The organism is Gordonia tangerina, from assembly GCF_021556435.1.
Classification (GTDB): Bacteria; Actinomycetota; Actinomycetes; order Mycobacteriales; family Mycobacteriaceae; genus Gordonia; species Gordonia tangerina.
The window spans coordinates 258649-283621 of sequence record NZ_JAKGCU010000004.1 but is presented as its reverse complement, the minus strand read 5'-3'; the positions used below and the strand labels follow the sequence as shown (position 1 = coordinate 283621).

At 67.8% G+C, this 24973-nt stretch carries 22 protein-coding genes, 1 pseudogene and 1 riboswitch; of the genes and pseudogenes, 6 read left to right on the top strand and 17 right to left on the bottom strand.

Annotated features, from left to right (window positions below; translation table 11 throughout):
• The 13 genes and pseudogenes from L1892_RS07900 to L1892_RS07840 form a co-directional block, all read right to left on the bottom strand.
• On the bottom strand, positions 1 to 1491 hold the full coding sequence (locus L1892_RS07900) for a phytoene desaturase family protein (RefSeq protein ID WP_235723022.1): 1491 nt from the start codon (positions 1489 to 1491) through the stop codon (positions 1 to 3).
• Positions 1488 to 2624 carry a glycosyltransferase family 2 protein gene (locus L1892_RS07895; RefSeq protein WP_235723021.1) on the bottom strand — a complete coding sequence of 379 codons (1137 nt, stop codon included), beginning with the start codon at positions 2622 to 2624 and terminating at the stop codon, positions 1488 to 1490. Before L1892_RS07895 ends, L1892_RS07900 begins: the two co-directional genes overlap by 4 nt.
• Positions 2611 to 3453: a carotenoid biosynthesis protein gene (locus tag L1892_RS07890; protein ID WP_235723020.1), complete on the bottom strand. Its 843-nt coding sequence runs from the start codon at positions 3451 to 3453 to the stop codon at positions 2611 to 2613. The genes L1892_RS07895 and L1892_RS07890 overlap by 14 nt, the downstream gene beginning before the upstream one ends.
• A 54-nt stretch (positions 3454 to 3507) precedes the next feature.
• Positions 3508 to 4641, bottom strand: a complete 1134-nt coding sequence (locus L1892_RS07885) for a polyprenyl synthetase family protein (protein ID WP_235723019.1) — start codon at positions 4639 to 4641, stop codon at positions 3508 to 3510.
• 60 nt (positions 4642 to 4701) lie between these two features.
• Complete coding sequence (locus L1892_RS07880; protein WP_235723018.1) at positions 4702 to 5790, bottom strand: ABC transporter substrate-binding protein; 1089 nt, start codon at positions 5788 to 5790, stop codon at positions 4702 to 4704.
• Positions 5787 to 6518: pseudogene (locus L1892_RS07875) on the bottom strand (ABC transporter ATP-binding protein); the annotation flags it as partial. The pseudogene L1892_RS07875 and the gene L1892_RS07880, both read right to left, overlap by 4 nt.
• A gap of 95 nt (positions 6519 to 6613) precedes the next feature.
• Positions 6614 to 7681 carry a FecCD family ABC transporter permease gene (locus L1892_RS07870; RefSeq protein ID WP_235723016.1) on the bottom strand — a complete coding sequence of 356 codons (1068 nt, stop codon included), beginning with the start codon at positions 7679 to 7681 and terminating at the stop codon, positions 6614 to 6616.
• A gap of 102 nt (positions 7682 to 7783) precedes the next feature.
• Positions 7784 to 7927, bottom strand: a riboswitch (cobalamin riboswitch).
• Positions 7928 to 7995: 68 nt separating this feature from the next.
• A complete protein-coding gene (locus tag L1892_RS07865) occupies positions 7996 to 9279 on the bottom strand; it encodes a competence/damage-inducible protein A (RefSeq protein ID WP_235723015.1) in 1284 nt (427 codons plus the stop codon).
• 41 nt (positions 9280 to 9320) lie between these two features.
• Complete coding sequence (locus tag L1892_RS07860) at positions 9321 to 10175, bottom strand: LLM class flavin-dependent oxidoreductase (RefSeq protein WP_235723014.1); 855 nt, start codon at positions 10173 to 10175, stop codon at positions 9321 to 9323.
• Between the two features lie 39 nt (positions 10176 to 10214).
• The gene (locus L1892_RS07855) at positions 10215 to 11258 is read right to left on the bottom strand and encodes an NAD(P)-dependent alcohol dehydrogenase (RefSeq protein ID WP_235723013.1); all 1044 of its coding nucleotides are present in this window, start codon (positions 11256 to 11258) and stop codon (positions 10215 to 10217) included.
• A gap of 69 nt (positions 11259 to 11327) precedes the next feature.
• Entirely contained in the window at positions 11328 to 11729 is a 402-nt protein-coding gene (locus L1892_RS07850; RefSeq protein WP_235723012.1) for a globin domain-containing protein, read from the bottom strand.
• 23 nt (positions 11730 to 11752) lie between these two features.
• Positions 11753 to 12658 carry a cutinase family protein gene (locus tag L1892_RS07845; RefSeq protein WP_235723011.1) on the bottom strand — a complete coding sequence of 302 codons (906 nt, stop codon included), beginning with the start codon at positions 12656 to 12658 and terminating at the stop codon, positions 11753 to 11755.
• Between the two features lie 42 nt (positions 12659 to 12700).
• Complete coding sequence (locus L1892_RS07840; protein ID WP_235723010.1) at positions 12701 to 13924, bottom strand: oxygenase MpaB family protein; 1224 nt, start codon at positions 13922 to 13924, stop codon at positions 12701 to 12703.
• Between the two features lie 207 nt (positions 13925 to 14131).
• On the opposite strand from L1892_RS07840, the gene L1892_RS07835 reads away from it, so the two are divergent.
• Genes L1892_RS07835 through L1892_RS07825 form a run of 3 tightly spaced genes read left to right on the top strand, consistent with a single transcriptional unit; the run spans position 14132 to position 16090 of the window.
• Positions 14132 to 14824, top strand: a complete 693-nt coding sequence (locus tag L1892_RS07835) for a TetR/AcrR family transcriptional regulator (protein ID WP_235723009.1) — start codon at positions 14132 to 14134, stop codon at positions 14822 to 14824.
• Positions 14821 to 15576, top strand: a complete 756-nt coding sequence (locus L1892_RS07830; protein ID WP_235723008.1) for a hypothetical protein — start codon at positions 14821 to 14823, stop codon at positions 15574 to 15576. The genes L1892_RS07835 and L1892_RS07830 overlap by 4 nt, the downstream gene beginning before the upstream one ends.
• A gap of 22 nt (positions 15577 to 15598) precedes the next feature.
• Entirely contained in the window at positions 15599 to 16090 is a 492-nt protein-coding gene (locus tag L1892_RS07825; RefSeq protein WP_235723007.1) for a glutathione peroxidase, read from the top strand.
• On the opposite strand, the gene L1892_RS07820 is transcribed toward L1892_RS07825, so the two are convergent.
• Both L1892_RS07820 and L1892_RS07815 read right to left on the bottom strand, forming a co-directional pair.
• Positions 16091 to 17638: a DUF222 domain-containing protein gene (locus L1892_RS07820; protein ID WP_235723006.1), complete on the bottom strand. Its 1548-nt coding sequence runs from the start codon at positions 17636 to 17638 to the stop codon at positions 16091 to 16093.
• A gap of 205 nt (positions 17639 to 17843) precedes the next feature.
• Entirely contained in the window at positions 17844 to 19037 is a 1194-nt protein-coding gene (locus L1892_RS07815) for an ROK family protein (protein ID WP_235723005.1), read from the bottom strand.
• 51 nt (positions 19038 to 19088) lie between these two features.
• Here L1892_RS07815 and L1892_RS07810 point away from each other — a divergent pair, with 51 nt between their 5' ends.
• The gene (locus tag L1892_RS07810; protein ID WP_235723004.1) at positions 19089 to 20273 is read left to right on the top strand and encodes an MFS transporter; all 1185 of its coding nucleotides are present in this window, start codon (positions 19089 to 19091) and stop codon (positions 20271 to 20273) included.
• Positions 20274 to 20294: 21 nt separating this feature from the next.
• On the opposite strand, the gene L1892_RS07805 is transcribed toward L1892_RS07810, so the two are convergent.
• Both L1892_RS07805 and L1892_RS07800 read right to left on the bottom strand, forming a co-directional pair.
• A complete protein-coding gene (locus tag L1892_RS07805) occupies positions 20295 to 21323 on the bottom strand; it encodes an acyl-CoA dehydrogenase family protein (protein ID WP_235723003.1) in 1029 nt (342 codons plus the stop codon).
• Positions 21323 to 22474, bottom strand: a complete 1152-nt coding sequence (locus L1892_RS07800; protein ID WP_235723002.1) for an acyl-CoA dehydrogenase family protein — start codon at positions 22472 to 22474, stop codon at positions 21323 to 21325. Before L1892_RS07800 ends, L1892_RS07805 begins: the two co-directional genes overlap by 1 nt.
• Before the next feature lie 44 nt (positions 22475 to 22518).
• Between L1892_RS07800 and L1892_RS07795 the strand changes: the two genes are divergently transcribed.
• Together L1892_RS07795 and L1892_RS07790 are read left to right on the top strand one after the other, a co-directional pair.
• On the top strand, positions 22519 to 23736 hold the full coding sequence (locus L1892_RS07795) for a DUF1214 domain-containing protein (protein WP_235723001.1): 1218 nt from the start codon (positions 22519 to 22521) through the stop codon (positions 23734 to 23736).
• A 4-nt stretch (positions 23737 to 23740) separates the two neighbouring features.
• Entirely contained in the window at positions 23741 to 24967 is a 1227-nt protein-coding gene (locus L1892_RS07790) for a sulfotransferase family protein (protein WP_235723000.1), read from the top strand.
• The last annotated feature ends 6 nt before the right edge of the window (positions 24968 to 24973 follow it).

Below are 24973 nucleotides of genomic sequence, written 5' to 3'. Positions count from 1 at the left end.
CTAGCCCGCAGGTCCGATCAGCCCGGCGACGATCTTGGCCGACAGCATCACCAACGGCAGTCCGCCGCCGGGATGAGCCGAACCACCGACCAGATAGAGCCCCGGAACCGGGGAGGCGTTGCGCGGGCGCAGGAATGCGGCGCGCGGACCATTCGATGACGACCCGTAGATCGACCCACCCGGCGTGCGGGTGCGGCGCTCGAGGTCGGCCGGTGTCAGCACGATGCGGTGGCGGATCGACGATCGGACGTCGACTCCACGGTCGGCCATCAACCGCAGAATCCGGTCGGCATAATCGGTGGCGAGGCCCGGAGTGTCCCAGTCGACGCCCCCATCCGGATCGTGTCGTGGGGCGTTGACCAACACGAACCAGGAGGCCGTACCCGGGCCGGGGACGATCGCCGGATCGTCGGGTGCCGAGATGTAGACGGTCGGAGCCGGCACCGGGCGCGCCGGACCGCCGAAGCCGAACACCGAATCGAACTCGTCGTCGTAATCGTCGGCGAACAGAACCTGATGATGCGGCGTCCACGGCGGCGGATCGTCCAGAGCGAGGAGGAGCACGAAGCCTGCCAGCGACGGTGTCGTGCGCCGTGTGCGCTCGGCGGCGCGATCCGCGGCCGCCGCGCCCACCAGGCGGCCGTACACCTCGCGGGCATCGGCGTTGGCGACCACCAGGTCGGCCGGCCGGAACGATCCGTCTGCCGGCGTCACCCCACTCACGCGGCCGAAGGGGTCGGTCTCGATCCCATCGACGGCGGTTCCGGTTTCGATCGCGCCGCCGTGTTCGATGAAGCTGTCGCGCAGCACTTCTGCGATCCGGCCGAGGCCGCCGGGGACGTACCACGAACCCCACGCCTGTTCGGTCCAGGGCACCGAGGCCAGCGCGGCGGGAGCGCGTCGCGGGTCGGATCCGGTGTAGGTGGCGTAGCGGTCGAGCAGCATCACCAGGCGTGGATCATCGAGGTAGCGACCTCCCAGACCGCGCAGCGTACGCCACGGAGCGATGGTGACCAGATCGGACGGCCGGCCCCGTCGGGCGACGATGCGCGGGTCGATCGGAGATTCCAGGAACGGGCCGCGCGACGCCGCCCAGATCGATCGGGCCCGACTGAGAAACGCCATCCACTGGTCCCCGCGGCCGGGGCCGAGTGCCTCGTCGAGCGCCGCAGGTATCCGTGCGAGTTCGCCGGGGAGGTCCAGGCCCGTGCCGTCAGGGAATCGGTAGTGCGCCGCCACGTCGAGACGGGACAACGGCAACACCTCCTCGAGGCGCCGGCCGGCAGACGCGAGCAACTCGGCCAGGATATGCGGCATCGTCACCAGCGACGGGCCGGTGTCGAACATGAAACCGTCGTGCCGGATCACGCCGAGCTTCCCGCCGACCTCCGGTGCCTGCTCGAACACCGTCACGCGATGTCCGGCCGCCTGCAGCCGCAGCGCCGCGGCCAGTCCGCCCACACCGGCACCCACCACCACGATGCTGCTCATCGCGTCGTCTCGGAGATTGCGCGGCCCTTCCAGGACAGCCGACCGGTGCGCCGCGCGAGCACCGAATCCACGGTGAGCGCCGTGAACGCGAGGATCGACATCGGATGGACGAGCGCGTCGGGCCACACCCGCCCGCCGGTGCTCCGCGCGGACACCGCCCGGGAGGTCACGCCGAGCAGATACCCGAGCACCCCTGCCCGCGAACCCCGCAGTGCCGCAAGCGGCGGCACCACGTACAGCAGGTTCAGCAGCGCCACCACCGCCACCGTGCCGGGTAGCGAGCCGAACGCCGACCACAACGACTTCCGGTAGCCGGCCCGCACCTCGCGCCACCCGTGATACATGTGGCAGTCGGCGACCGCGCTCCCGTCCGCGGCCACGCCCCGTCCGCCGGAGCGCTTGACCGCCCGCAACAACGCGATGTCCTCGAGCACGTCGGCACGCACCGCCGCGTGCCCGCCCGCGCGGTGGTAAGCGGCCGCGTCGACGACGAGCAGCTGGCCGTTCGCCGCCGACATCGACGGGCGCGCCGAACGCTCGGCGAGCCCAAGCGGCAGGGTGCTCATCCACGACCACTGCACCAGGGGCTGCACCAGCCGCTCGGCCGGGCCGGTCGCGTGTTGGCGCGGGTAGGGCGAGATGAGGTCGAGCCCGGATGTGCGCAGCAGCGCAACGGACGCCACCAGCGCATCGGGTGCGAGCCGGACGTCGGCGTCGACGAATACGAGGACACCGTCGTGGTCGGCGTTGTGAGACAACTGTTCGCAGGCCCATGATTTGCCGAGCCACCCCGATGGTGTCGGTGTTCCGTGCAGAACCTCGATGCGTTCGTCGGTGCGCGCCAACTCGTCCAGTAGGCGACCGGTTCCGTCGGTGGACTCGTCGTCGAGGACCAGGAGGCGGATTCGGCCCGGCCAGCGGTCGGCGGCGGCGCGCAGGGCGGTCAGGCAGCCTGCGATCTCGTCCATCTCGTCGCGGACCGGCAACAGGACGTTCAGCGGCTCGGGGTTGGCGATCGCCGTCGGATCGGGACGTCGGATTCGGCGGGCGTTGTCGAGCGTCAGCGCCAACGACGCCGCCGCACCCACGCTCGCGGCGCGTAACGCGACCCGCCGGACCTCAGCGCTGCGCACGCGTCGCACCCCGCATCACAGTGACCGCCAACGGAACGGCCACCACACCCATCACGAGGCCGCCGACCAGCGCCACGGGTGGACGACCGAAGAACGCCGCATGCGCGATCACCGACGACAGGTAGGTCCACAAATAGACCGCAACCGGCAGCAGATCTGTTGCCCCACCCCAGCTGTCGGCATCGGAGGGGTGCTCGGGAGCTGCCGGGATCAACCGGTCGAGCAGGGTGATCATGATCGCTGACACCACGAACCAGCCGGCGAAGTTGGTGAGCGGGATACCCTCCACGCCGGGCAGCGCCGGCTGTGGGTAGGACCATCGCCAGTGCCCCTGATCCACCATCTGTGGATCGAGGAACACGTCCCAGGCGGTCAACGCCCACGCACCGACCAGAGGGGTCACCAGCCGGTGGGCACCGACGAGCTGTCGTGCGGCGGCCAGCGCCGGCCATGCCATCATCGTCCAAGCCAATGGCACCAGAGCCGGGACACCGAACACCTGCAGGCCCAGACTGCCTGTGTACTCGTAGGTGCCGAACGGGAAACCGGTGTGCACACCGACGGTTTCGGCCAGCAGACCGCCACCTCCCGCTACCACCACCAGGATCACCGCCGGGCGGGTGCCGCGGCTGGTCACCACATGTGCCACCGCCGCCGCGGTCAGCAACAGCACGCTGGCCGTGGTCAGCGCGCGCGTACCGCCGTCGGTGAAGGGGAACGCTGTCTGGGTGAGGAATGCGCATCCGAACAACACCCACGGCACCGCGACCCGCCGCCGGTCGACGTACGGCGGGGCCAGTAAGGTCGCACGAGATGCGAACGGGTTCATGATGTTCGTTCACCGTACCGGCCGCCGGTCCGGACGGCCGGGTAATGCGCCGGCTCAGGCCGCACGCCACACGCACCGGGCGACGAGACCTGCAAGCGCATGCCGGGTGACCTCGTCGACCGGTGAGGCGTCGATGAGTTCGGTCGACTGCGCGGCCAACTCCGCGATCCGGTTCTCCACCCGCCGCACCGCACCGGTGTCCCGGAGCACCTCGCACACCTCCCGGACGCCGTCGTGGGTCACCTCGGGGTTGCCCAGATGTTGGTCCAGAACGCGCCGCTGTATGCGGTCGGCGTTCTCCTCGGCCCAGGCGATCAGCAGGGTGCGCTTGCCTTCTCGGATGTCGTCGATCGTCGGTTTGCCGGTGACTGCCGGGTCGCCGAGAACTCCGAGCAGATCGTCGCGCAGCTGAAAGGCCTCGCCGGCCGCGATACCGATTGCGTCGTAGGCGCTGAGCAGATCCGCCGGTGCACCCGCGACGGCGGCGCCGAGTCGCAGGGGGTGCGAGATCGTGTACTTGGCGCTCTTGAACCGGAGGACCAGTTCCGCGCGCGTCGCGGAGGTCACGGCGTGGGTCTGACCGTCGACGTCGAGGAACTGGCCGGCGATGGCTTCGTCACGCATCACCGAAAAGATTCGCCGCACCTGACGCCGAGTGGTCCGGTCGAGGTCGGCGGTGCCCTCGGCGAGGATGTCGTCGGACCAGGTGAGGCACAGATCGCCGGCGAGGACGGCGACCGCCTCACCGTAGGCGTCGGCGTCACCGATCCGGCTGTTGTGCCGGTGTTCGTCGGCGAAGTGGCGGTGCATCGTTGACAGACCGCGGCGCTGGTCACTGTGGTCCATGATGTCGTCGTGGATGAGCGCGGCCAGGTGAAACAGTTCCACGGCCGCGGCGATCTGTGTGGCGCCCGGCGGCAACTCGCCGCGGGTGGCGCCGCGTGCGCCCCACAGGCAGAACGACGCGCGTAGCCGTTTACCGCGATTGCCGGCGCGGGCGAGTACGGCGCTCACCGGGCGGAGGTCGGGATGGACGCCGGTCAGGACCGCGGCGTGGTCGGCCAGCTGTGTCCGGAGCACGCTGCCGACCTGAGCGATATCGCTGTCGGCGAGTTCACGGACCCGCCGATCCAGGTCGGCTGCGTGGCCCGACGCCTGCGGTGCGGACTCGGTGTGGGTGGGGGTCACACCCCTTCTTCGGAGCCGTCGCCGGGGCGGATGTGTCCGCAGGTCGCCGGCGCGTCTTGCTCAGCTCGCCAGCCAGTCGTTGCCGCCGAGCCGGAGCTGCGAGACATCGAGCGAGGGTTCGACATCGCTCTGCGGCGCCAGACCGTGATCTTCCAACACCGCGCGTAGGGTCTCGGCGCTGTCGATGTTGAGAGGGCTCGACACCCACATCGCGTACGGCAGGTTGATGAATCGGTTCTCCCGCACGGCGGCCAAATCCTTGCTCGCCGGGTGGTCCTTGAGCGCGGCGATCTTCTCGTCGACGGTCTGTCCGGGGTAGTCGACGAAGGCGATCAGGTCGGGGTCGGCCGTCGCCAGGCGTTCCCAGCTGACGGTGGTCCAGGTGTCGGCGACATCCTCGGTGGCGTTGCGTGCGCCTGCGGCGTCGATGATGCCCTGCGGGCCGCCGTACGAGCCGGAGGAGAAGATCGTGTCGGTGCCGCTGTCGAACAAGAAGATGGTCGGCTTGTCGGCGGCTTGGGGAGCTGCGCGCAGGGCGTCGAGTCGCGTCGCGACGTCGTCGGCCGCCTGCGCCCCGACGTCGGCATTGCCGGTGATGGTGCCGATGTTGCGGAGGTCGGTGTCGAGCGCGACCCACGGATCAATGGTCCCGCGGGTCTTCTCACCGGCAACCTGTCGGCAGGCCTCGGACAGCTGGTACACGTCGATGTCGTGCGGCGCGAGGATCTCCGGGGTGATTCCGCGGGACTCGCTCATGCCGTAGTTGTAACCGGCGTAGAGGACCTCCGGGCGGGCACCGACGATGTTCTCCAGGGTGGGTTGATCGGGGGAGACCTGATGGAGGTCGTCGACCTGCGGTCCGTAGGCCAGCCGCAGCACCTCGGAGTCGCGGGCCATCGAGCTGACGGCCACGATCTGGTCGTGCGCCCCGGCGGCCAAGGCGATCGCGATCATGCCGCCGTCATTGACGAACAGTCGCTGCACGGGCTGAGGGTAGGTGACGTCGGCGCCGCAGTTGGTGACGGTGACGTGGTCGCCGGCGACGGCATCGGCATCGGTGGAGTCCGTCGTGCCGCAGGCTGTGGTGAGGCCCAGAATTGCTGCGGCGGAAGCGATCCCGATGGTGACGGGACGCAAGGTGGGCATCATGTGAGTGTCCTTCCGGGAGGGGGCGACGGCGTGGCGTCGGTGAGCAGCAGGTGTGGCCTGCCGGTGCGGGGGTGAGTGATGATGTCGCCGTCGACGGCGAAGACGTCACGGAGAACGCGGTTGTCGAGAACCTCGACCGGCGGGCCGTGGGTCACGAGGCGACCGTCGGCGATGACGGCAACGCTGTCGAAATGTCGCAGGACGAGGTCGAGGTCGTGCATCGCGGCGACGATGGTGCGGTCGAGCTTGTCGAGGATGCGCATCAGCCGGAGCCTCCAGGCGGCATCGAGATGATTGGTGGGTTCGTCCAGGACCAGCATCGGGGTCTGCTGCGCCAGCGCGCGGGCGAGGATGACCCGGTGGCGTTCACCCCCGGACAGCGCGATGCAGGAACGTCCGCCGGCGTCGCCGAGCCCCACCATCTCCAGAGCGTCGGCGACGATCTCGCGTTCGGCGTCCGCGCCGGCCGCCCACGGGTTGCGGTGCGGGGTGCGCCCGAGGCCGACCGCTTCGGCCACTGTCAACTCCGCCGACGGCTGCTCCTCCTGCGCGACGACGGCGACCGTCCGTGCGCGCTGTCGCGCGCGCATCGCATGCAGATCGGCGCCGCCGACGTACACGGCGCCTGTTGCTGGTGACTCGAGGCCGGCCAGCACCCGCAGCAGCGTCGTCTTGCCGGCGCCGTTGGGCCCCACCACCGCCATCCGGGTACCGGCGGGGATCGTCACATCGACGCCGGAGACAATCGTTCGCGATCCGCGGCGACACGCGACACCGTTGGCCCGGAGGTCGGCGACGTAGGACGCGGCGTCGGTGCGCACGCTCATTCGGTGGGTCCGAACGTGTAGCGCCGACGACCCATCAAGAACAGGAAGATAGGTGCGCCGATCAGGCCGGTGACGATGCCCAACGGCATCTCCCGCGGCGCCGCGGCGACGCGCGAGAACACATCCACCCACACGAGGAACAACGCTCCACCGCAGACCGCGACCGGCAGCATCGCCCGGTGGGTCGCACCGACCACCAGGCGGGCGGCGTGCGGAATGATCAGGCCGACGAAGCCGATACCGCCGGCCACCGCGACGAGTACGCCGACCAGAACCCCCTGCACCGCGAACAGCGCGGTGCGCAGCGCAGCCACTGGCACGCCGAGCGAGGACGCGGTGTCGTTGCCGGCAGCGTAGGCGTCGAGCCAGGCGTGGATCACCACCATGCCGAGCAGGGTGGCCAACACGACGACGCCGGCCAACTGCACCTTCGCCCAAGTGGCACCCGCGACGCTGCCCAGCATCCAGAACATGACGCTCTCGGCGGCCTGCGGGTCGCCGGCGGTGAACACCATCAGCGACGACAGCGCCATGAACGCAGACGAGAGCACCACTCCGGACAGAATCAGTCGAATCGCGGTGAGACCGCCCTGCACGCGGGCCACCAGATAGACCGTGACAGTGGCAGCGAGTGCGCCGAGCAGGGCACCGCCGGACAGCGCCCACAAGCCGAGCGCCGAGAGTGTTCCCATCGTCATCACCGACGTGGCGCCGACCGCCGCACCGGCCGACACCCCGAGCAGGTAGGGCTCGGCGAGGGGGTTACGCACCAGCGCCTGCATCAGTGCGCCCGCCAACGCCAGACCGGCACCGACGATGGCGGCCAGCACCGACCGCGGCAACCGCAGGTCCCAGATGATGACCGAGTACGCGGTGTCGGTGGTGTCGCCGGTCAGCCTCCCCAGGACCGTGTCCCACACGTCGGCTACGGGAATGTGTTCGGAACCGAATGCGACCGACGTGACGATGCTGACGGCGGTAAGTGCCGCCAATGCCACGGCCAGCGGGGCGGGCGACAACCGGCGTGCCGAAAGATCGGGTGGGGTCGCCGCGCGGGCGGTCACCACCGTGACCGAGGTGTCGTCTCGTACATGGGAGGGTGATGACGGTGAGCGTTGTGCACGGCTACCTCGTGATGTCGGGGGATCTGTGCGCGAGATACCCGGTGGACTCATACGAGAACGGCAGGTAGTCGGACTCGGGATGGACGAAGCTCGTCTTCCCACACCGTTGCGCGCCAGTCCCGGATTCTCACCGGGTTCCCTGACATCCGCATACCGCGGATGGGCACCGTTCTCTGCGTGCAGGCTATCAAGCCGGATCTGTCGGCTACTGCCCAGCTATCCGGTTGGTGCGGCGTTCGGTACCTCGGTCCTCGTCACGAAGGGTCGTCCAGCACGCCCGCCACCAGGTGCATCGCCGCCACTGTGGACAGCATCCGCACATTGGCGCGATCACCGGGGAAATATCGCGTCCAGGTCGCGGTGGGCCGGCCGGACACGGCCACCCCGAAGCACACCGTGCCCACCGGCTTGATGTCCGTACCACCACCGGGTCCGGCGATCCCGGTGGTGGAGACCGCGACATCGGCGCCGAGCCGGTCGGCGGCGCCGTCGGCCATCGCGGCCGCCACCTGCTCGCTGACCGCACCGTGCTCGGCGATCATCGCCGCCGGAACGCCGAGCTGCCCGGACTTGACCTCGTTGGCGTAGGCGACCACACCGCCCACCAGATAGGCCGACGACCCGGCGCGATCGGTGAGCCGGGCCGCGACCATGCCGCCGGTGCAGGATTCGGCCGTCGCGATGGTCCGACCGGACAACGCGGCCACGACCTGGTCGTCGATGGTCGATCCATCGGTGGAAAAAACCTGCTTCCCATGGTGTTCGGCGATCAGCGCGGCCAGTTCGGCGTAGGCGGGTGCCGCCTCGGCGACGAAGCGTGTCACCATCTCCAGTTCACCGTGCCGAAGGCAGGTGGTGACCTCCAGATCGCCGACACCGCTGATCGTGTCGTCGGCCAAGCGCAACGTCTCGGCGAGATCGGCCTCCGACAGCCCATAGGCACGAATCACCTCCTGGCGGTGATCGATCCGCGCCGCCAACGCATCGCGGACAGGTGGTGTGTCGAGCGCGGTCGGCCACATCGCCTGCAGTTCACGCGGCGGTCCGGGCAGCACCAGAATCGTCGGCATGCCGGCCCCGTCGACCGGGATCGCCACACCGGGTGCCGTACCGGTGGGTGGAATCGGTACGGCACCGTCGGGAACCAGTGCCTGCTTGCGGATTCCGGCGCGCAGGGGGGAGCTGTCCGGTTGGGCGTTGCGGCGCTTCATCCAGCGGTCGATGATCGCGGTGATGTGTGCCTCGAGTTCGGCGTCGAGATTCAGGGCGCGTCCGCAGAAGTCGGCGACGGTCGCGACGGTGAGGTCGTCGGCGGTCGGGCCGAGCCCACCGGTCGTCACGATGAGGTCGACGTCGTCGGCGGCCAGGAAACGCAATTGCGCGAGCAGGTCGGCGGGCCGGTCACCGCAGACGGTGATGTGGGCGACGTCGACCCCCATCGTCAGGAGGCGATCGGCCACCCACGGCCCGTTCTGATCGGCCACCCGCCCCGACAACACCTCGGTCCCGGTCACCACGATGCCCGCACGCACACTCACCCGGCCGAGTCTATCGACGGCCGGCGGTCGCGGTGTCGGAGTCAGGACAGACCGCGGGCCGCCAGTGCCTCCAGCACGGTGAGTGGCGCACGGTAGGGCTCATCGTCGCGTGGCCAGTGCACGATGACATCGGTGAATCCGAGGTTCGCGGCACGCCCGACCATGTCGTCGAACAGGTGCACACTTTCCAGCGCATTGCGCGGGGAGGCGTCGAGGCTGAGATACCGAGGGAAGTCGGCGCGTGCGCGTTGGGCGAGCGCCTCGTCGAGCACACGACACATCCGTGCCACGCCGCCGAACCACTCGTCGAGCGAGGATGCCGATGTACCGGTGGTGATCCAGCCGTCACCACGCTCGGCGGCGAACCGCACATTCCGGGGCCCGTTGCCCGCCAACAACAGTGGCACCCGCTCACGCACGCTGCCGCCGACCAACCGCATGTCGCGCGCCCGGTAGAACTCGCCGTCGGCGGTCACGTGGTCGACGCGCAGAGTCTGATCGAGCAGATCGGTGAACTCGTGGAAGCGGTCCACGCGCCGCCCGACGGTGACCTCGGGTTGCCCGAGCAGTGTGTCGTCGGGGGTACCACCGACACCGAGGCCGAGCAGGAACCTGTCGTCGGAGATGTCGGCGAGTGTCTGGACCTCACGAGAAAACGCCACGGGATGCCGGAAGTTGGGCGACACCACGAAAGCGCCGAGCCCGATGCGCTCGGTGATCGTGGCCGCGGCGGTCAGCGTGGGAATGCAGGAGAACCACTGTGCATCCGGAAGTCCGCCCCAGACCAGGTGATCGTAGGTCCAGGCGTGGTCGAAGCCCATCTGTTCGGCACGCTGCCACAGCGGTCGAGTCGACGTCCACGGCTGGTCGGGCAGGATGCAGATTCCGTAGCGCATGAACTGACCGTAGCGAGTGAGTGTGGTGTGGGACCGAATTCAGCCCGGCACCACGACCGCCCGTCCGCGCAGGTCGTTGGCGGCGGGCTTGCGGTAGGCGTCGAGGCCGTCGTCGAGGGCGAACTTCTCCACGGACACGTCGAGCACTCCATCGCGCGCCAACTCGAGTACCTCCATCAGTTCGCTGCGTGAGCCCCAGTATGGTGCGCGTACCGATACTTCGTAGGGCTGGGTGAACATGCCGACCTTGGCGGTGGCGGCGCCGTCACCGAGGCCGACGATGACGACATCACCCATGGTGCCCACCACACCCATCGCGATGTCGAGGGTTGGTTGAAAGCCGACGAAGTCGAAAACCGCCGTCGCCCCGTCCTTGCCGGTGATCGCGCGGACGTTGTCGACGGCATCGTCGTTGCTCAGGACGGCCTCGGTGGCTCCGACCTCCTTGGCAAAGGACAGCTTGTCCTCGGTCACGTCGAGCGCGATGATCCGGGACGGGGTCAGGTGACGCAGCAACTGGATGGCGACGTGCCCGAGTCCGCCGGCGCCGATCACCACGGCGGTGGTGCCGCCGACGAGCTTGGGCAGCGACGCCTTGATCGCGTGGTACGGGGTGAGTCCGGCGTCGGTGAGAGGTGCGGTGCGCACCGGGTCGAGATCGCCGATGGGCACCAGATGGCGCGGGTCGTCGACGAGCATGTACTCGGCCATCGCACCGTCGACGCCCAGGCCGGGTGGGGTGATCGACAGCTCGGCTGCGCGACTGCAATAGTTTTCCATCCCACGCGAACAGAAGTGGCACACTCCGCATCCCCACGGTCCGTATACCGCCACCGCGGTCCCCTCCGAGACGTTGTCCACGCCGGTGCCGGTCTCCGCGACCACACCGACGCCCTCGTGTCCTAGCGTCATCGGTAGCGGATAAGGAAAACCGTCGGCCGGCATGTTCAACACGAAGTCGTCGGAATGGCAGGCGCCGGCGGCCGACACCTTCAGCAGTACTTGGCCCGGACCTGGCGTGTGTTTGTCGACCTCGCGGAGTTCGGGTTCGGTGCCGGGCTTGACGATTTGGATGGCCTTCATACGTTCACACCTTTCGTATGCGGGTTCACCCAAGGTGTTCCCCGGTGACTGGTGACCGAAACGTGGCTGTCAGGTCTGCGGGTATCCGGCGAGCATGAGTGCCGACACTGCGCTGAGTGCCTCGCCCCATTCCCTCGTCATCGCCGGCGTCCACGCGTCACCGCCGATCTCGGTCATCGCCGCGATCATGCATTCGCCGACCGCCTCGTACATCGGTGCGGTGACACCCATCGCGGCGTGCCGCTGTCCGAGGGACTCGAGGTTGGTGGTCAACCACTCGCCGTCATCGAGGTTGTCGATTACCGACACAATGACGGTGCGCAGCATCGCCGCCTGAACCTTGTTGTCGCGCTGAAACATCGGCTCGACGTCGGGATACCTCTCGAACAGGATTTCGTAGAACCGCACGGTCAGGCCGTCGTCGGGGAGGTCCACCGACGCCAGGCTTTCTTCGAGAATCTGCTTGTCCATCACACGGTGCTCCAGATCATGGGTCAGGAATGAGCGGAGGCCAGGGCTGCGAGATGGTTGTGCGCCCACTGCACGGCGCTGACTCCGGGGGCGACCACGAAGGCCGCGTAGTTGGTGTGCACGCCGGACTGCAGAAACCTGTTGAACACGGTGATCTGCTGGCGGGCACGCTGATTGCTCACCTCACGGCCGACCGCGCCGATGCCACCCTGGGCGAGCAGTTCGTCGAGGATGGCGCCGGCCTCGGCTTGATACTGACCCATCTGGCTCGGGGTGGGGTCGCTGGTCTCGGCGAGATACCCGACGATCCGGGTCACGTAATAGTCGCGCGGCGTGTTGCAGTACAGGTCCCGTGGCGCGCAGATGCTGTAGGTGCGTGGGCTCAGGTAGCCCATACCGGACAACCGCGGTCCGCCGCTGCCCTGGCCGGTCAGTCGTGGGCCCACCAGGTTGTCCCGATGGGAGCGGCGGGGATCGGAGATGAGAACCACCCCGGCCACCTGCTCTGGCCGGATCGCGCCACGGCCGGTGCCGATCTCGGCGGCCACGTCCCCGGCCGCGTCGGCGCCCTGACTATAGCCGGTGATCGCCAACCTGGTGCCGGGACAGCGGCGCACCATGGCACGGGCCAAGCCGGTCGTGTTGGCCACCGCCTGCGCCTTGGATCGACCGTAGATGGCTGTCTCCCAAGGGAAGGCGGTCGCGCTGTAGCCGACATAGTGAACCAGCGTCCGGGGTCTGAGATCGCTGGTGATCTCACGCAGAATCCCGGGGGCGGCGGCGTCGGCCCAGGTGCCCGGAATGGCCAGGACGTACAGGTCAGGACATTTCGCGTGATGTGACGGCGCAGGAACCGCCGCCGCAGTGGCCGGCGCGACGAATCCGGCCACCACGACGACAAGCACCACGAACCAGCCGCGCACGGTCATCGTGCTTCCCCCGACTTTCGTTGGTGTACAGCGGTACCGGCCTCAGTTGTAGCGCGGGTTGTTGGCCACCGGGATGGTGATGTTGATCGGCATCCGCAGCTCGGACATGTAGAACAGCACGAACTGGCGCAGGAACTCGTCGAAGAGCCAGTACGCCTCCTTCGGCATGCCCACCTGAAGCAGTCCTTCGCGAACGAGAACGTAGGGCCCCCAGGCTGTCTCGAGTAGAGGGCTCCACACCGGCTCACGCGGGATCTCGAGCCAGTTGGCGATCTTGTCACCCAACATGAACCGGGTGAGCGCACCCAGCACGCCGCGCGACAACAGGCTCAGGTCGAGGTTCATGCCGAGATCGAGCAGAATGTCGGCGAGCTTCTTGCCCTCCGGGGTGGGGGCGAGGATCGGGTCCAACACCTGCCGGGCCTGCGCATCTGCCTGGTTCCAGGAGTTCGGGATGTACTGGTCCTGGACGCCGAGCATGTGTGCGGTGATCTGCCACGAGTGCAGGAAGCCGTCCGATTCGTCGGCGGCGATCGGCACGTTCCACCGTTCCAGCATGCGCATGACGGTGGTGGGCAGGCTGTGCCAGGTGACCATGATGTCGGCCTGGCTGATCGGGATCTTCTCCTGCGCCGAGTGGTTCCACCAGGGCGACTGCGGCAGCAGAGTGCGCACCGACGCGTGGGCCAGTCGGGTCTTGAGGCAGGTGACGATCATCTCGCCGTCGGGTCGATAAGCGTTGAGCGAACCGATGTCGTAACCGAGTTTGGCCGTCTTGGTGATGCGGTCCTTCATGTCCGCGCCACCCTGCGAGTAATAGACCGCCCGGGCTTCGCGGGGGATGACGGTGCTCATCATGCCGCTGGCGAAGCCGTACAGGACGCCGAGGTACGTGCCTCGCTTCTGGTTGAACCGCACCGCCGTCTCGAGTTTGCCGCGGTCGGTCCACGATGGCAGTTGACGCGCGTGTTCCATGAAGTCACGGAGTTCGTTCGGGAGACCGGCCGGCAACGGCTGGCCGTTCTTGGTCCATCCGCGGAGTAGTTCATTGACCCGCTGCACCTGGCCGCGCTCCAAGAGCTTCGCCACGACGGGGTCGGCCTCGTCGTCCCAGACCCCCTGGGGGTTGGCGCCGCTGCCCCGTCCGGGTACCGAACCCGCCGGTGACCACGTCCACGGTGTTGCTTGGCTGACGGTCGCGAGAGCGCCCACTGCGCCCACCGTGCCGCCGGCCTTCAACATGTTCCGCCTGCTCAGATTCTCCATTTTTCTTGGCTCCCGTCTTCGCCACCCGACTCGATGACGCCCCGATCATGATGAAGCGATGTAACAAAGGCTGTAACTCTGTTACATAGAACTATCACAGTGTGACACCACTCACAAGGCAAAGTGGTCACAGGTGTAGTCACACGTGCTGACGGCGAACGCAGAGGCCTCGCGGTATGCTTCGCGCACGACTGGCGAGGAGTGAGAGTGAAACCAGGCCAAGCTGCCGCGACGCCGGGCATCCAGTCGCCTCCGCAATCCCCATCCCTGCTGCAGCGGGCCTATGTGGCGGTGGTGGGTGGCGATTTCGACGAGCCCGACGACCCCACCCGGGCCCGGTTGCTCGACGCCGCCTTCGACCAGTTCTGCCGCATGGGCATCCAGCGATCGTCGATGGATGAGGTCGCCCGGCGGGCCGGGTTGTCCCGGGTGACCATCTATCGGAAGTTCGACACGAAGGATGCGCTGGTCGAGCAGGTCATCCTGCGCGAGTTTCGGCGGTATTTCCTGCGCTTTCTCGCCGACATCGGCGAGGCGGACACGGCGGAGGAACGCGTGGTGTTCGGCTTCGTCAGTTCCCTGCGATCGATCCTCGGCAACCCCCTCATCGGTGGCCTCATCGAGACCGAACCGACCCTGCTCGCCGGTTCGATCGGCGCCGACGACGGCCGCATGCTCGCAGCGGTCCGCCAGTTCCTCGCCCAGCAACTGCGCAAGGAGCAATCGGCCGGCAACATCGCCGCCGACCTCGACACCGAGCTGACCGCGGAGATGATGGTCCGATTCTCGAACTCGTTCCTCACCGTGCCCAGTCAACTCGTCGACGTGCACGACGACGAGCAGTTGGCGGCGATTGCGCGCCAGTACCTGGTGCCGATGCTGAATCCACCGAAACCGTGAACACGTCCGGGCACCGGTACGACATGGTCGGGCGCAAACTTCTCCTGGTGGTGGTCGGGGCGTTCGTGCTCACGGGGATGGGCGGTGCGCCCGGCGTTTCCGCGGCGCCCGCACCCGCCGGGACGGTGACCCTGTACGGCGACCGCTCGTTGTGCCGGAATGCGCAACTGCCGCGAGACAACGTGGCCTGTGCGGTCGCACTGACCCGCGAGTGGCTCGATCACACCGGACGATCCACGGCGGTCCGTCGGACGGTGGCGGTGAGCAATCCAGCACTGGGCGGTTCGTGGAATCCGCAGAACCGGGATGTGTGCGTCTACGCCGAAGTCGGTACGGTGCTCAATCTCGGTCTGCACCACTGCAACACCATCACCTTCGTCAACTGGGTCACCGATGCGGCGCTGATCCGGACGCCGGCGCGGGCGTTGACCACGTTCGTACACGAGTCCAGCCACGGCGTGCAGGAGGCCATCGGTCTGAAGCCGGTGTCGGTGACCGTTCTCGGTCCCGCCGACGCGCTGCGGCGACTCGAGTGGGCCAGTGATTGCTGGTCGGGGGCGGCGTGGTCGTGGTTCGTGCGGAGCGGCGAGATGACCGCTGCCGAACGCGATGAGGCGACGGCGTTCATGTACTCGCTGCCAGAGCGGACGTCGCATGGCAGTGGGTCCGAGCGCGGCGCGGCCTTCGAACGTGGCATTGTCGAAGGTGTCACCGCATGTGACCAGATTCTCGGCACGCCGGCCTACACCTGACCGGCATCGACAGGGGGTACCGATGACCAGCTCCGACAAGACGACCGCCTACGACTTCACCGCCACCGACATCGACGGCACTCCGGTGCCGTTGTCCACGTACGCGGGGCTGCCGCTGCTCATCGTCAACACGGCGTCGAAGTGTGGCTTCACTCCGCAGTACGAGGGCCTCGAACAACTCAACCGCGAGTTCGCGGACAAAGGGTTGCGGGTGCTGGGCTTTCCCTGCGACCAGTTCGCTCATCAAGAGCCCGGCGATGCCGAGGAGATCAAGAACTTTTGCTCGCTGACCTACGACGTGACGTTCCCGATGTTCGCCAAGATCGACGTCAACGGCTCTGAAGCGCATCCCCTCTACGAGTGGCTGCGGGCACAGAAGCGCGGTCTGCTCGGCGGCCGAATTCAGTGGAACTTCACCAAGTTCCTGATCGACCGCGATGGCAACGTGGTGGACCGGTTCGCCCCGACGACCAAGCCGGAGAAGCTGACCGGCGCCATCGGGAAAGTGCTCTGACTAGAACGGTGGCGGGCCGGCGTCGGTGACGCGTTTGCGGTTTCGGGCGCGTTCGGCGCGTCTGCGGGCGTGTTTGTTCGCCACCCGTGTGTTGACGCGGGTGCTGCGTTCGATCGTGCTGCCGGTGTGTGGGGGTGGGGCCTGGGCGGGTGCGGTGAACCGGATCCTGCGCAGCCCAGGGAACAAGTCTTCCTGGGTTTCGGCTTCGCCGGGCAACACCAGGCCTTCGGGGGTGATGTATTCGGTGACCAGCCGCCCGTCGGCATCACGCCATTGATCATCGACCCAGTCGCCGAAGGTCTTCAACAAGTGTCCGGGACGACATTTCGCGTTCAACCCCACCTCAGTGGTCTGTCCACCGTTGTGCGGACACGCGTGGTCGTACTCATCGACATGGTCGAGGTCGCCACGCCACGCCGAGGTCAGGCATCCAGGTTCGGTGCAATAGCCGTCCCGCAACCGGATGAAGGTGTCCAACGCCGCCGACGGCCGATACGGATCCGACGGCAGATGCGCCGGCAACGTGAACGTGCCATCGGGGTCCGGTTCGGTCGTGGGCGCCACCAGATAGGAGACCTTGGTGTCGGCACGCGCGGCGATATCGCGCACATGCTCGCCCGAGATCACTCCGTGGCCGTCCATGAAACCGGCATGGTTCGCCATCCCTTTCACGGTGGCCTCGTCGGCGACCACATGCAGCACCGCCCGGCTGTCCACCGGCGGCACCACCCCGGGCTCCGGGATGACCGCGGTGCAATCGTCACTACCGCAGTCGCATTCGAACATGGTGCCCGACAGCAGGCAGAACATGGCATCGGATTGTCGTTGCGGCTTGGTGCGCGGATCGTGTTCACACACACTGTCGGCCAATGCGGCCACCGCGGCGGCGGCGATCCGCACGTTCTCCGCCGACATCACCCCGGTGATCTCGGCAGTGCCGTCCTCGCGCGGGTGGGTCCACATCCGGCGGTCATCAAGGGCCTGCTGCCGACGTTCCCGCACCGCGTCGGGGTCATGACGGAACACAATCCGGTCTATCATGTCGCGGAAACGTGCCTTGCTCCAGGTCCCGTTCCGGGTCCGCAGCGTCTGTGCGATCGCCGCATCGACCAACGGCGCCGCTGACGAATCGTCGAGCAGGTCGGTCCGGCTGACCGCCTTCTGCGCGTGCCACGGCCCGATCACGCCGTCACGCAAACATTCCGACACCTCCGGCAACCGGTCCCGCAACGCGACCGCATCATTGAGCAGTGTTTCCGCGGCGCCACGAGACGTTCCGCGGAGTTTGGAGATACGTGCCGCGGCGTCGGCGAAGCCATCCACCACGAAACCGTCGGTGTCTTCACGCGCAGCGACCAGCCGGTCGTAGAGTGCTGCCACCGAACGATATTCGGCGTAGGCGAGATAGGCGCGACCGCGGTCGAGCTCGGCCATCCCGAGCAGAATGTCGTTGGTGGGGTCTTCATCCGGGTAGGCCGCATCCACACCACCGAGAAAGTCACGCGGCAACTGCGGCCACGGCGACGGCGAGGACAACACGGACGACACGAGCGCACCCTTCACGGATCTGATCACAACCAACTGATGCAGGATCATTTCCGATATGCCACCCACCGTGATCAATCCGACCCCGAGACCGGATTCAGCGAGTTCGCGCCCACCCGTTTCGCATCAACTCATCCTGCACACACCAATCTAGAACACACCACCGACAAGAATGATCACCGCAGGTCAGAGTGTCTGTTTGCGAATCTCAGCGTTGCGCCCATTGGGCCAACGCGTCGACAGTGGTGACGTGGTCGACGCCCCGCAGGGCGGCGCCGTGCAGCGGCCCGTCATCGCCGTGGATTCCATCGACGACCGGTGACGGCAGGTGCTTGCGAAACGACATCAACCCGGCTCGGTAGGCCGCCTCGAAAGGTTCGGGGGCGGCCGCCCTCAGGGGGGTCGCGAGCCCGCCGAGGGTGACCATGTCGGGGTCGTGTATCGAGACAAGGCCGGCTATGCCGCGGCCGAGTGCGGCGGCCACGCGGTCGAATGCTCGCTGGTGGCGTTCGTCGGACGCCCCGGCCGAATGCTGCCGAAGAAGCTCATGGGCATAGTCAAAAGCATTGTCCGGCGGCGGTTCTCTCAGGTGCTCGGCCAATGCGCGCCCGTCGATGGTGAGATCCCAGCAGCCGTGCGCACCGCACGGACACTGCTTGGCCGGATCGCCGAAGGGTACGTGCCCGTACTCACCGGCGCCGCCATGTGCGCCGACAACCGGTACGCCGTCCACGACCAGGGCGCCACCCAAGCCCACTGCGATGATCAGGTGCAACGCCGTGCCGACACCGCGCGCCGAACCGGTGCGGGCCTCGGCCAGCCCGGCCAGGGTCGCATCGTTGGCCACCAGCATCGGGATGTCGCTGTCTGCCAACAGGTTCGCGGTCAATGGGGTGAGGTCGACGTCGGTCCAGCCCAGCGGCGTGAACTGGACCAGTCGGTCGTCGAGTACCGCACCGGCCACCGACACCGACACTGCCCGAACCCGTGACGGGTCGCGTTGAACGACGGCGCCGATCGCGTCTGCCATGTCGGCGAGCACCCGATCCGGCCCACCCCGTAACCGGCCCGCCGCGGCCTCGATCCGGGGTTCGCCACAGAGATCCGCAGTGGCCACCCGCCACCCGGTCGGGCTCAACTCCGCGATCACCACCAGCGGCCCAGCGGGATGTGGTTCGAGGATCGTCGTGGGGCGTCCGCGACCCTGCGCCGGCGCGGGTGATTCGTCGAGTAGGTCCAGTCGGCGCATCCGAGCCATCAGATCGGTGGCCGCCCCACTGCCGATGCCCAACTCCTGCGCCGCCACCGCGCGGGTGACGCCGGGGCGCGAACGCACCAGATCGATCAACCGTGCCGGTGTCGACCAACGCGCGGCGCCCGGGCCGGGAGACGGGAGTGACACCCGGACATTGTGGCATTTACATTAAACTCGAACACCGATTATATTCGTGAGATGCTCACGACCCCGACCGCTGCGCCCGACGCCCGCCAGGACGTTCGGCAACGCATGCCTGCGCTGGCAGCACTCGCGGTGGCCGGGTTCCTCGCGGTCACCACCGAGATGCTGCCCGTGGGCCTGCTCCCGGCGATCGGCGGCGCGTTCGGGGTCGACGACGCCGTCACCGGCCTGCTCGTGACGGTGTTCGCGGTGATGGTCGCCGTGTTCGCGGTTCCGCTGACCGTGGCGACGCGCCGATATCCCCGCAAGCCGCTGATCCTCATCACGGTGGCGGGCTACCTGATCAGCAACCTGCTCATCGCGTTCGCGCCCAGTTTTGCAGTGGTGGCCGCGGGCCGGGTCGTCGGCGGCGTGGCGCACGCGCTCTTCTTCTCGGTGTGCATCGGCTATGTCCCGCGATTGGTCGAACGTGGACAGGTGGGCCGAGGGCTGGCACTCGTCGCCGGTGGCACCACCGCGGGATTCGTACTGGGTGTGCCGTTGTCGACGGCACTGGGCGCCGCGATTGGTTGGCGGGGATCGTTCGCGGTGCTCGCGGTGATCGCGGCCGGTGTCCTGGTCGCGATCCTGCGGTTCCTACCGGCGGTGTCCGGCACACCCGCCGGCCGCCGCATCCAAACCTCCGGCGCCCGCTCGGCGCTCGGTGTGGTGGTCACCTCCAACACGCTCACGTTCATCGGCCAGTACACGGTGTACACCTACATCAGCGTGATCCTGCTGACCGGCGGCGCCGGCGAATCCTGGATCGGCCCGCTGCTGCTGGTGTGCGGAGTGTGCGGCCTGGCCGGTCTCGCCTGCGTCGGGCGCACCATCGACCGGCACCCGCGCACGACGGTGCTGACCGTGCTGGCGCTGTTGGCCGCCACCATCCTCGCGGTCGGCCTCACCCACGCCTGGTTCGTCGGTCTCGTTGTGGCGATCGCCCTGTGGAACGGGTTGTTCGGCGGCGTTCCCTCGATGTATCAGACGGCTGCGGTGCGCGTGTTCCATGAGGCGCCCGAGGTGGCGGGTGCATGGATCAACGGCACCTCCAATCTCGGCATCGCGCTCGGGGCCGTGCTCGGCGGACTGTTCCTCGGGTCGTCGCCGGCCATCCTGGCGTTGAGCGTGACGGCAGCCGCGCTGGTGGTCGCGGGGCTCACGGTTGCGGTGATGGGGAAGCGGGGTTTCGCGCCCTGAGGAGCGGAGCGCCGACACGTCTCACCCGACGATGAGCGGCCAGAGTCCGTCGGCGCCCGCGTCGACGGCGGCGTCGGTGATCCGCTGCTCCCAAGCGTGCACCGAGCCGAACTCCGAACACCACGCCAACGCGGGCAGCGTGAATTCATGCAGGCCGTGTTCCTGTGTTGTCCCGAGGGCCCCGTGAACCTGATGAGCGTTGCGCACCACCGTCGATGTGGCTCGCCCCGCACATGACCGGGCCACCGCGATCAGGAACGCCAGGTTCGGCGCCGACCACTCGCTGTGTACCGCCGCGGCCAGCGCGGCCTCGGTCGCCGCGCGCGCGAGCGCGGCTTCGGCCGCGGCGTCGGCGACCAGCGCCGCCACCGCCTGGAATCGCGCCAGCGGTCGGCCGAACTGTTCCCGGGCAGAGGCATGGGAAACACTCAGGGTGACAGCCCCATCGAGAGCCCCGCAAGATTGCACCGCGCGGGCCAGTGCGCCGCGCAGACCGAACCGGTCGATCACGCCCGGCGGGACGTCGACGCCGGTGAGACGATCAACGGCAACTGCGACGACGTCACGCGGCTCGCCCGCCATGTTGACGCCGGCGGTCACATCGACATCGGCGATGTCGACGTCGGCGACCTGATGGCCACCCGCGTGCGGCCAGGCAACGACGAGTTTCTCGGCGCCGGACGCCCAACCGACTCCCCGCGCGATGCCGTGTTCGTCGGTGACACACGCGGATCGTCGCGCGTCGTCTACCGGCAGGGCGGCCTCCTCCAGGAGCCAGCCGGCCAGCAGATCATGCTCGACGACGGGTGTCGGTACCCCGAACCGGGCTGCGGCATCCAGCAATTCGGCGGCGGCGAACCAGGTGGCACCGCTACCTCCGCTGGCCTCGGAACCGGTCAATCGGGCCAGTCCGACCTCGTCGAGCTGCTCCCAGAGTGCCAAGTCCCAGGTCGGCACCGTGGTGCGGTCCGGTGCTGTGGACCGCTTCCTGCGGTGCTCGACGAACACCGCCGACATCAGTTCGGCGAGTTCTTGATCCAACTCGATCATCACCGCAGCCCCAGACCGCGGGCGATGACGCCGCGCAAAACCTCGTTGGTGCCGCCGCGCAAGGTGAAACCCGGACGCTGCACCAAAGCGGTCCGGGTCAGACGGGTGTGCTCGGCCAGGGCTGGGTTGAGCCCGTCGCTCAGCGTGTCGACGAACGCGGCGATGTTGCCCTCGGTGCTGGTGCCCAGCACCTTCACCACTGCGGCTGCGGTGTCGGCAGACTCGTGGCGCGCCAACGCACCGGCGACCGCGGTGGACATCTGATGCAACCCGGCGAGCCGGGCCACGTAGCGTCCCAGGTCCGGATGGTGCGGAATCATGTGCGCCCGCGTCTGTTCTGCGGTCTCGGCGAGCAGCGGCAGGGTGGACAGGAACCGCTCGGGGCCACTGCGTTCGAAGGCGAGTTCGGAGGTGACCTGGGTCCACCCGTCGCCGATGGTGCCGAAGACCATCTCGTCGGGGACGAAGACATTGTCCAGGATCACCTCGTTGAAATGGTGCCTTCCGTCCATCGACCGAATCGGGCGGACATCGACCCCGGTGCTGTCGAGGTCGACGATGAACTGGCTCAGTCCGGCATGGCGGTGCGCGGTGTCCAGGGCCTGTGACCGGGCCAGACAGATGAACGCCTCGGCCCGGTGGGCGCCGGAGGTCCACACCTTGGTTCCCGACAGCGACCACCCTCCGTCGACACGTGTAGCGCGGGTGCGCACGCTGGCCAGGTCGGAGCCGGAATCGGGTTCGCTCATGCCGATCGCGAAAAAGCAGGTGCCGTCGGCGATCCGCGGAAGGTACCGCTGTTTCTGTTGTTCCGTGCCGTAATTCAGCAGCGACGGGACGACCTGCCGGTCTGCGATCCAGTGGGCGGCCACCGGGGCGCCTGCGGCGAGCAACTCTTCGGTGACCACGAACCGTTCGACATGCCCGCGCCCGCGGCCACCGTATTCGACCGGCACCGTCATACCCAGCCAGCCGCGTTGCGCCAGCGCTTGGGTGAAGTCCTCGTCCCACCCGGTCAGCCAGGTGTCGACCTCACGCCCGATGTGTCCGGCAGCGCGCTGCTCGGCGACGAAGGCGCGGACCTCGCTGCGTAGGGGTTCGAACTGTGCGGGATCGTCGGTGATCGGCGGGACCAGTCGGAGATCGGGCATGACCTGCACCATAACCCGTCGGGGAGTGCGAGTGCGGTGGTCTCATGGAGACCGACGGCGTGGAGAGGTGGACGATGAACGGGCGGACGATCGCGACGGCAGCACTGAGGCAGTTCACCAAGGCGCGCGTGGCGTATCTGCGGTTACGCGGTCAGACGCCCGACAGCGTCGCCGAAAAACGCGTGGCGAGCGGGACGTCGTGGGACGAGTTCTGCGACACGCTCAAAGCAGCCGGGGCGGCAATCGTCTTCCCTGGCACGCCGACCGACCCCGTCACGCAGGCCGAGGGCTATCGATACCTCAGCCGGCTCACCCGGGCCGGCCTCGAGGCCTTCGTCGAGTACGCCGATCCCACCGCGCCGGTATTGCGTCGGATGATTCACGAGACCGCCAAGATGGGATCGGACAATCCCGACAACCACTATCTCAACGCCACCATCGACGGATCGCTGGAGTACCGCATCACCGGAACCCGCGGCACCGTCGACTATCTGGGATTCGGCACCCAGGAAGGCAATTACGGTGAGGGCGGCCAAATGCCGACCACCGGATACGTCGAGGCCACCGAGCTCGCCATCGACGACGACGGTCGATTCGAACTCATCCTGTCGGCCACCGAACACCCGGGCAACTGGTTGCCGATGACTCCGCAGACCGGATTGCTGATCGTGCGACAGACCTTTGCCGACCGGACCGCCGAGGTTCCCGCCGAACTGCACATCGAACTCCTCGATGGTGCGACTCCACCGACGCCGCTGACCGCCGCCCAACTCGACGCGGGGCTCGGCAAGGCGAGCCTGCTCGTGGCCGGGGCGTCGATGCTGTTCGCGAAGTGGGCGCGTGACTTCGCCCAACATACCAACGAATTGCCGATGTTCGATCCCGAACGGTCCACGAAGGCCGGTGGCGACCCGAACATCATCTACTACCACAGTTATTGGCGGCTCGGCCCCGACGAAGCGCTCGTCATCGACGCTGAGATCCCCGTCTGCGACGGCTGGAACTTCCAGCTCGACAATCACTGGCTGGAGTCGCTGGACTACCGCTACCACCAGATCCACGTCAACAAGCACACCGCGATCTACCGCGATGACGGCAGTGTGCGGATCGTCGTCGCCCACCGAGACCCGGGGCTGCCCAATTGGATCGACACCGCCGGCCACGAGTGTGGCGCGATGACGTTTCGCTGGATAAAAGCAGACACCCATCCGCAGCCGCGGACTCGTGTGGTGACGCTGTCGGCCCTGGCGCAACTGGACTGATCCCGTGTCGAGCACTTTCGAGCCGTTTCGTCGGCGTCCGGTCCGCGCGGTCAACCGCATCGGCGAGATGCTGCAGGCGCGTGACGTCTCGGTGGTCGACCTGTCGGCGGACACCTTGCGACGACGCGCACAACGGGCCACCGGCCTGCCCTGGGATGCCGATCCGCAAGCAGACGAGGCCCTCGATGTGTTGTGTTCCTCGATCATCGATGAAGCCCGGCTGAGTCTGTTCGGCGCGTTGGTGATCCGGGCGCGACTGCACGGCATCCTCACCACCCGGTTGCGGGTGGGCGACCGGCTGCGGCGCGACCCGACGATCGGGCAGACGCCCATCACGCCGCCCATCGTCATCGCCGGGCTGCAACGGAGCGGAACCACCATGCTGCACCGGCTCATCGCCACCGACCCGGACATGCGGGCGGTCGGATCATGGGAGGTCGTCCACCTCCTACCACGCAGGCGGGAGAAGCCCGGTCGGCCGAGGATGCGCGTGGCGCAGACGAAGGTTGCCGAATGGTCGCTGCGCTATCTGAATCCGCAATTCTTCGCCATCCACGCGGTGGAGGCGGACGGACCCGAGGAAGATGTTCTGCTGCAGGAGTATTCACTTCTGTCGCAGGTGCCGGAGGCGATGCTGCACGTGCCGTCCTACGCGGCGTGGCTGCAGCAGCAGGACATGCACGCGTCCTATCGATACCTCAGAACTCTGCTGCAGATCCTGCACGCCCAGAATCCGCGACCGCGCTGGGTGCTCAAGACGCCGGCTCATCTCGAACATCTCGACTCCCTGCTCGATGTGTTCCCGGGCGCGGTGATCGTGCAGACCCACCGCGACCCGCTGCGGACCACGGCGTCGTTCTCCAGCATGCTCGCTCACGGGCACTCCATGTTCAGCGACCACGTGGACGCCGAAGGTGTCGCGCGGCACTGGCTGGCACGCAACGCGGCGATGGTCGACCGCGCCCTCGAGGTGCGCCGGCAACGGCCCGAGGTGTTCGTCGACGTCTTCTACGACGACCTCGTCGACGATCCGCTGGCGCAGGTCGCGCGGATCTACTCCGCGGCCGACATCGACCTGACCGACGGCACGCGGGCACAGATGGAGCGGCACCGGGCCGGCCACACCCAGCACGCCCACGGCGTCCACACCTACGCGCTCGCCGATTTCGGTCTCGCCGAGGATGAGGTGAACGCCGCATACGCGCGTTATCGCACCGCCTTCGACCTGTGACGCGCG

Excerpts from the sequence above, each read along its gene's own strand:
- L1892_RS07840 (WP_235723010.1), bottom strand. The coding sequence starts at position 13,924 with ATGGAGAATCTGAGCAGGCGGAACATGTTGAAGGCCGGCGGCACGGTG.
- L1892_RS07850 (WP_235723012.1), bottom strand. The coding sequence starts at position 11,729 with ATGGACAAGCAGATTCTCGAAGAAAGCCTGGCGTCGGTGGACCTCCCC.
- L1892_RS07805 (WP_235723003.1), bottom strand. The coding sequence starts at position 21,323 with ATGATCGAGTTGGATCAAGAACTCGCCGAACTGATGTCGGCGGTGTTC.
- L1892_RS07880 (WP_235723018.1), bottom strand. The coding sequence starts at position 5,790 with ATGATGCCCACCTTGCGTCCCGTCACCATCGGGATCGCTTCCGCCGCA.
- L1892_RS07810 (WP_235723004.1), top strand. The coding sequence starts at position 19,089 with ATGCTCACGACCCCGACCGCTGCGCCCGACGCCCGCCAGGACGTTCGG.
- L1892_RS07825 (WP_235723007.1), top strand. The coding sequence starts at position 15,599 with ATGACCAGCTCCGACAAGACGACCGCCTACGACTTCACCGCCACCGAC.
- L1892_RS07855 (WP_235723013.1), bottom strand. The coding sequence starts at position 11,258 with ATGAAGGCCATCCAAATCGTCAAGCCCGGCACCGAACCCGAACTCCGC.
- L1892_RS07845 (WP_235723011.1), bottom strand. The coding sequence starts at position 12,658 with ATGACCGTGCGCGGCTGGTTCGTGGTGCTTGTCGTCGTGGTGGCCGGA.
- L1892_RS07795 (WP_235723001.1), top strand. The coding sequence starts at position 22,519 with ATGGAGACCGACGGCGTGGAGAGGTGGACGATGAACGGGCGGACGATC.
- L1892_RS07800 (WP_235723002.1), bottom strand. The coding sequence starts at position 22,474 with ATGCCCGATCTCCGACTGGTCCCGCCGATCACCGACGATCCCGCACAG.
- L1892_RS07900 (WP_235723022.1), bottom strand. The coding sequence starts at position 1,491 with ATGAGCAGCATCGTGGTGGTGGGTGCCGGTGTGGGCGGACTGGCCGCG.
- L1892_RS07860 (WP_235723014.1), bottom strand. The coding sequence starts at position 10,175 with ATGCGCTACGGAATCTGCATCCTGCCCGACCAGCCGTGGACGTCGACT.
- L1892_RS07890 (WP_235723020.1), bottom strand. The coding sequence starts at position 3,453 with ATGAACCCGTTCGCATCTCGTGCGACCTTACTGGCCCCGCCGTACGTC.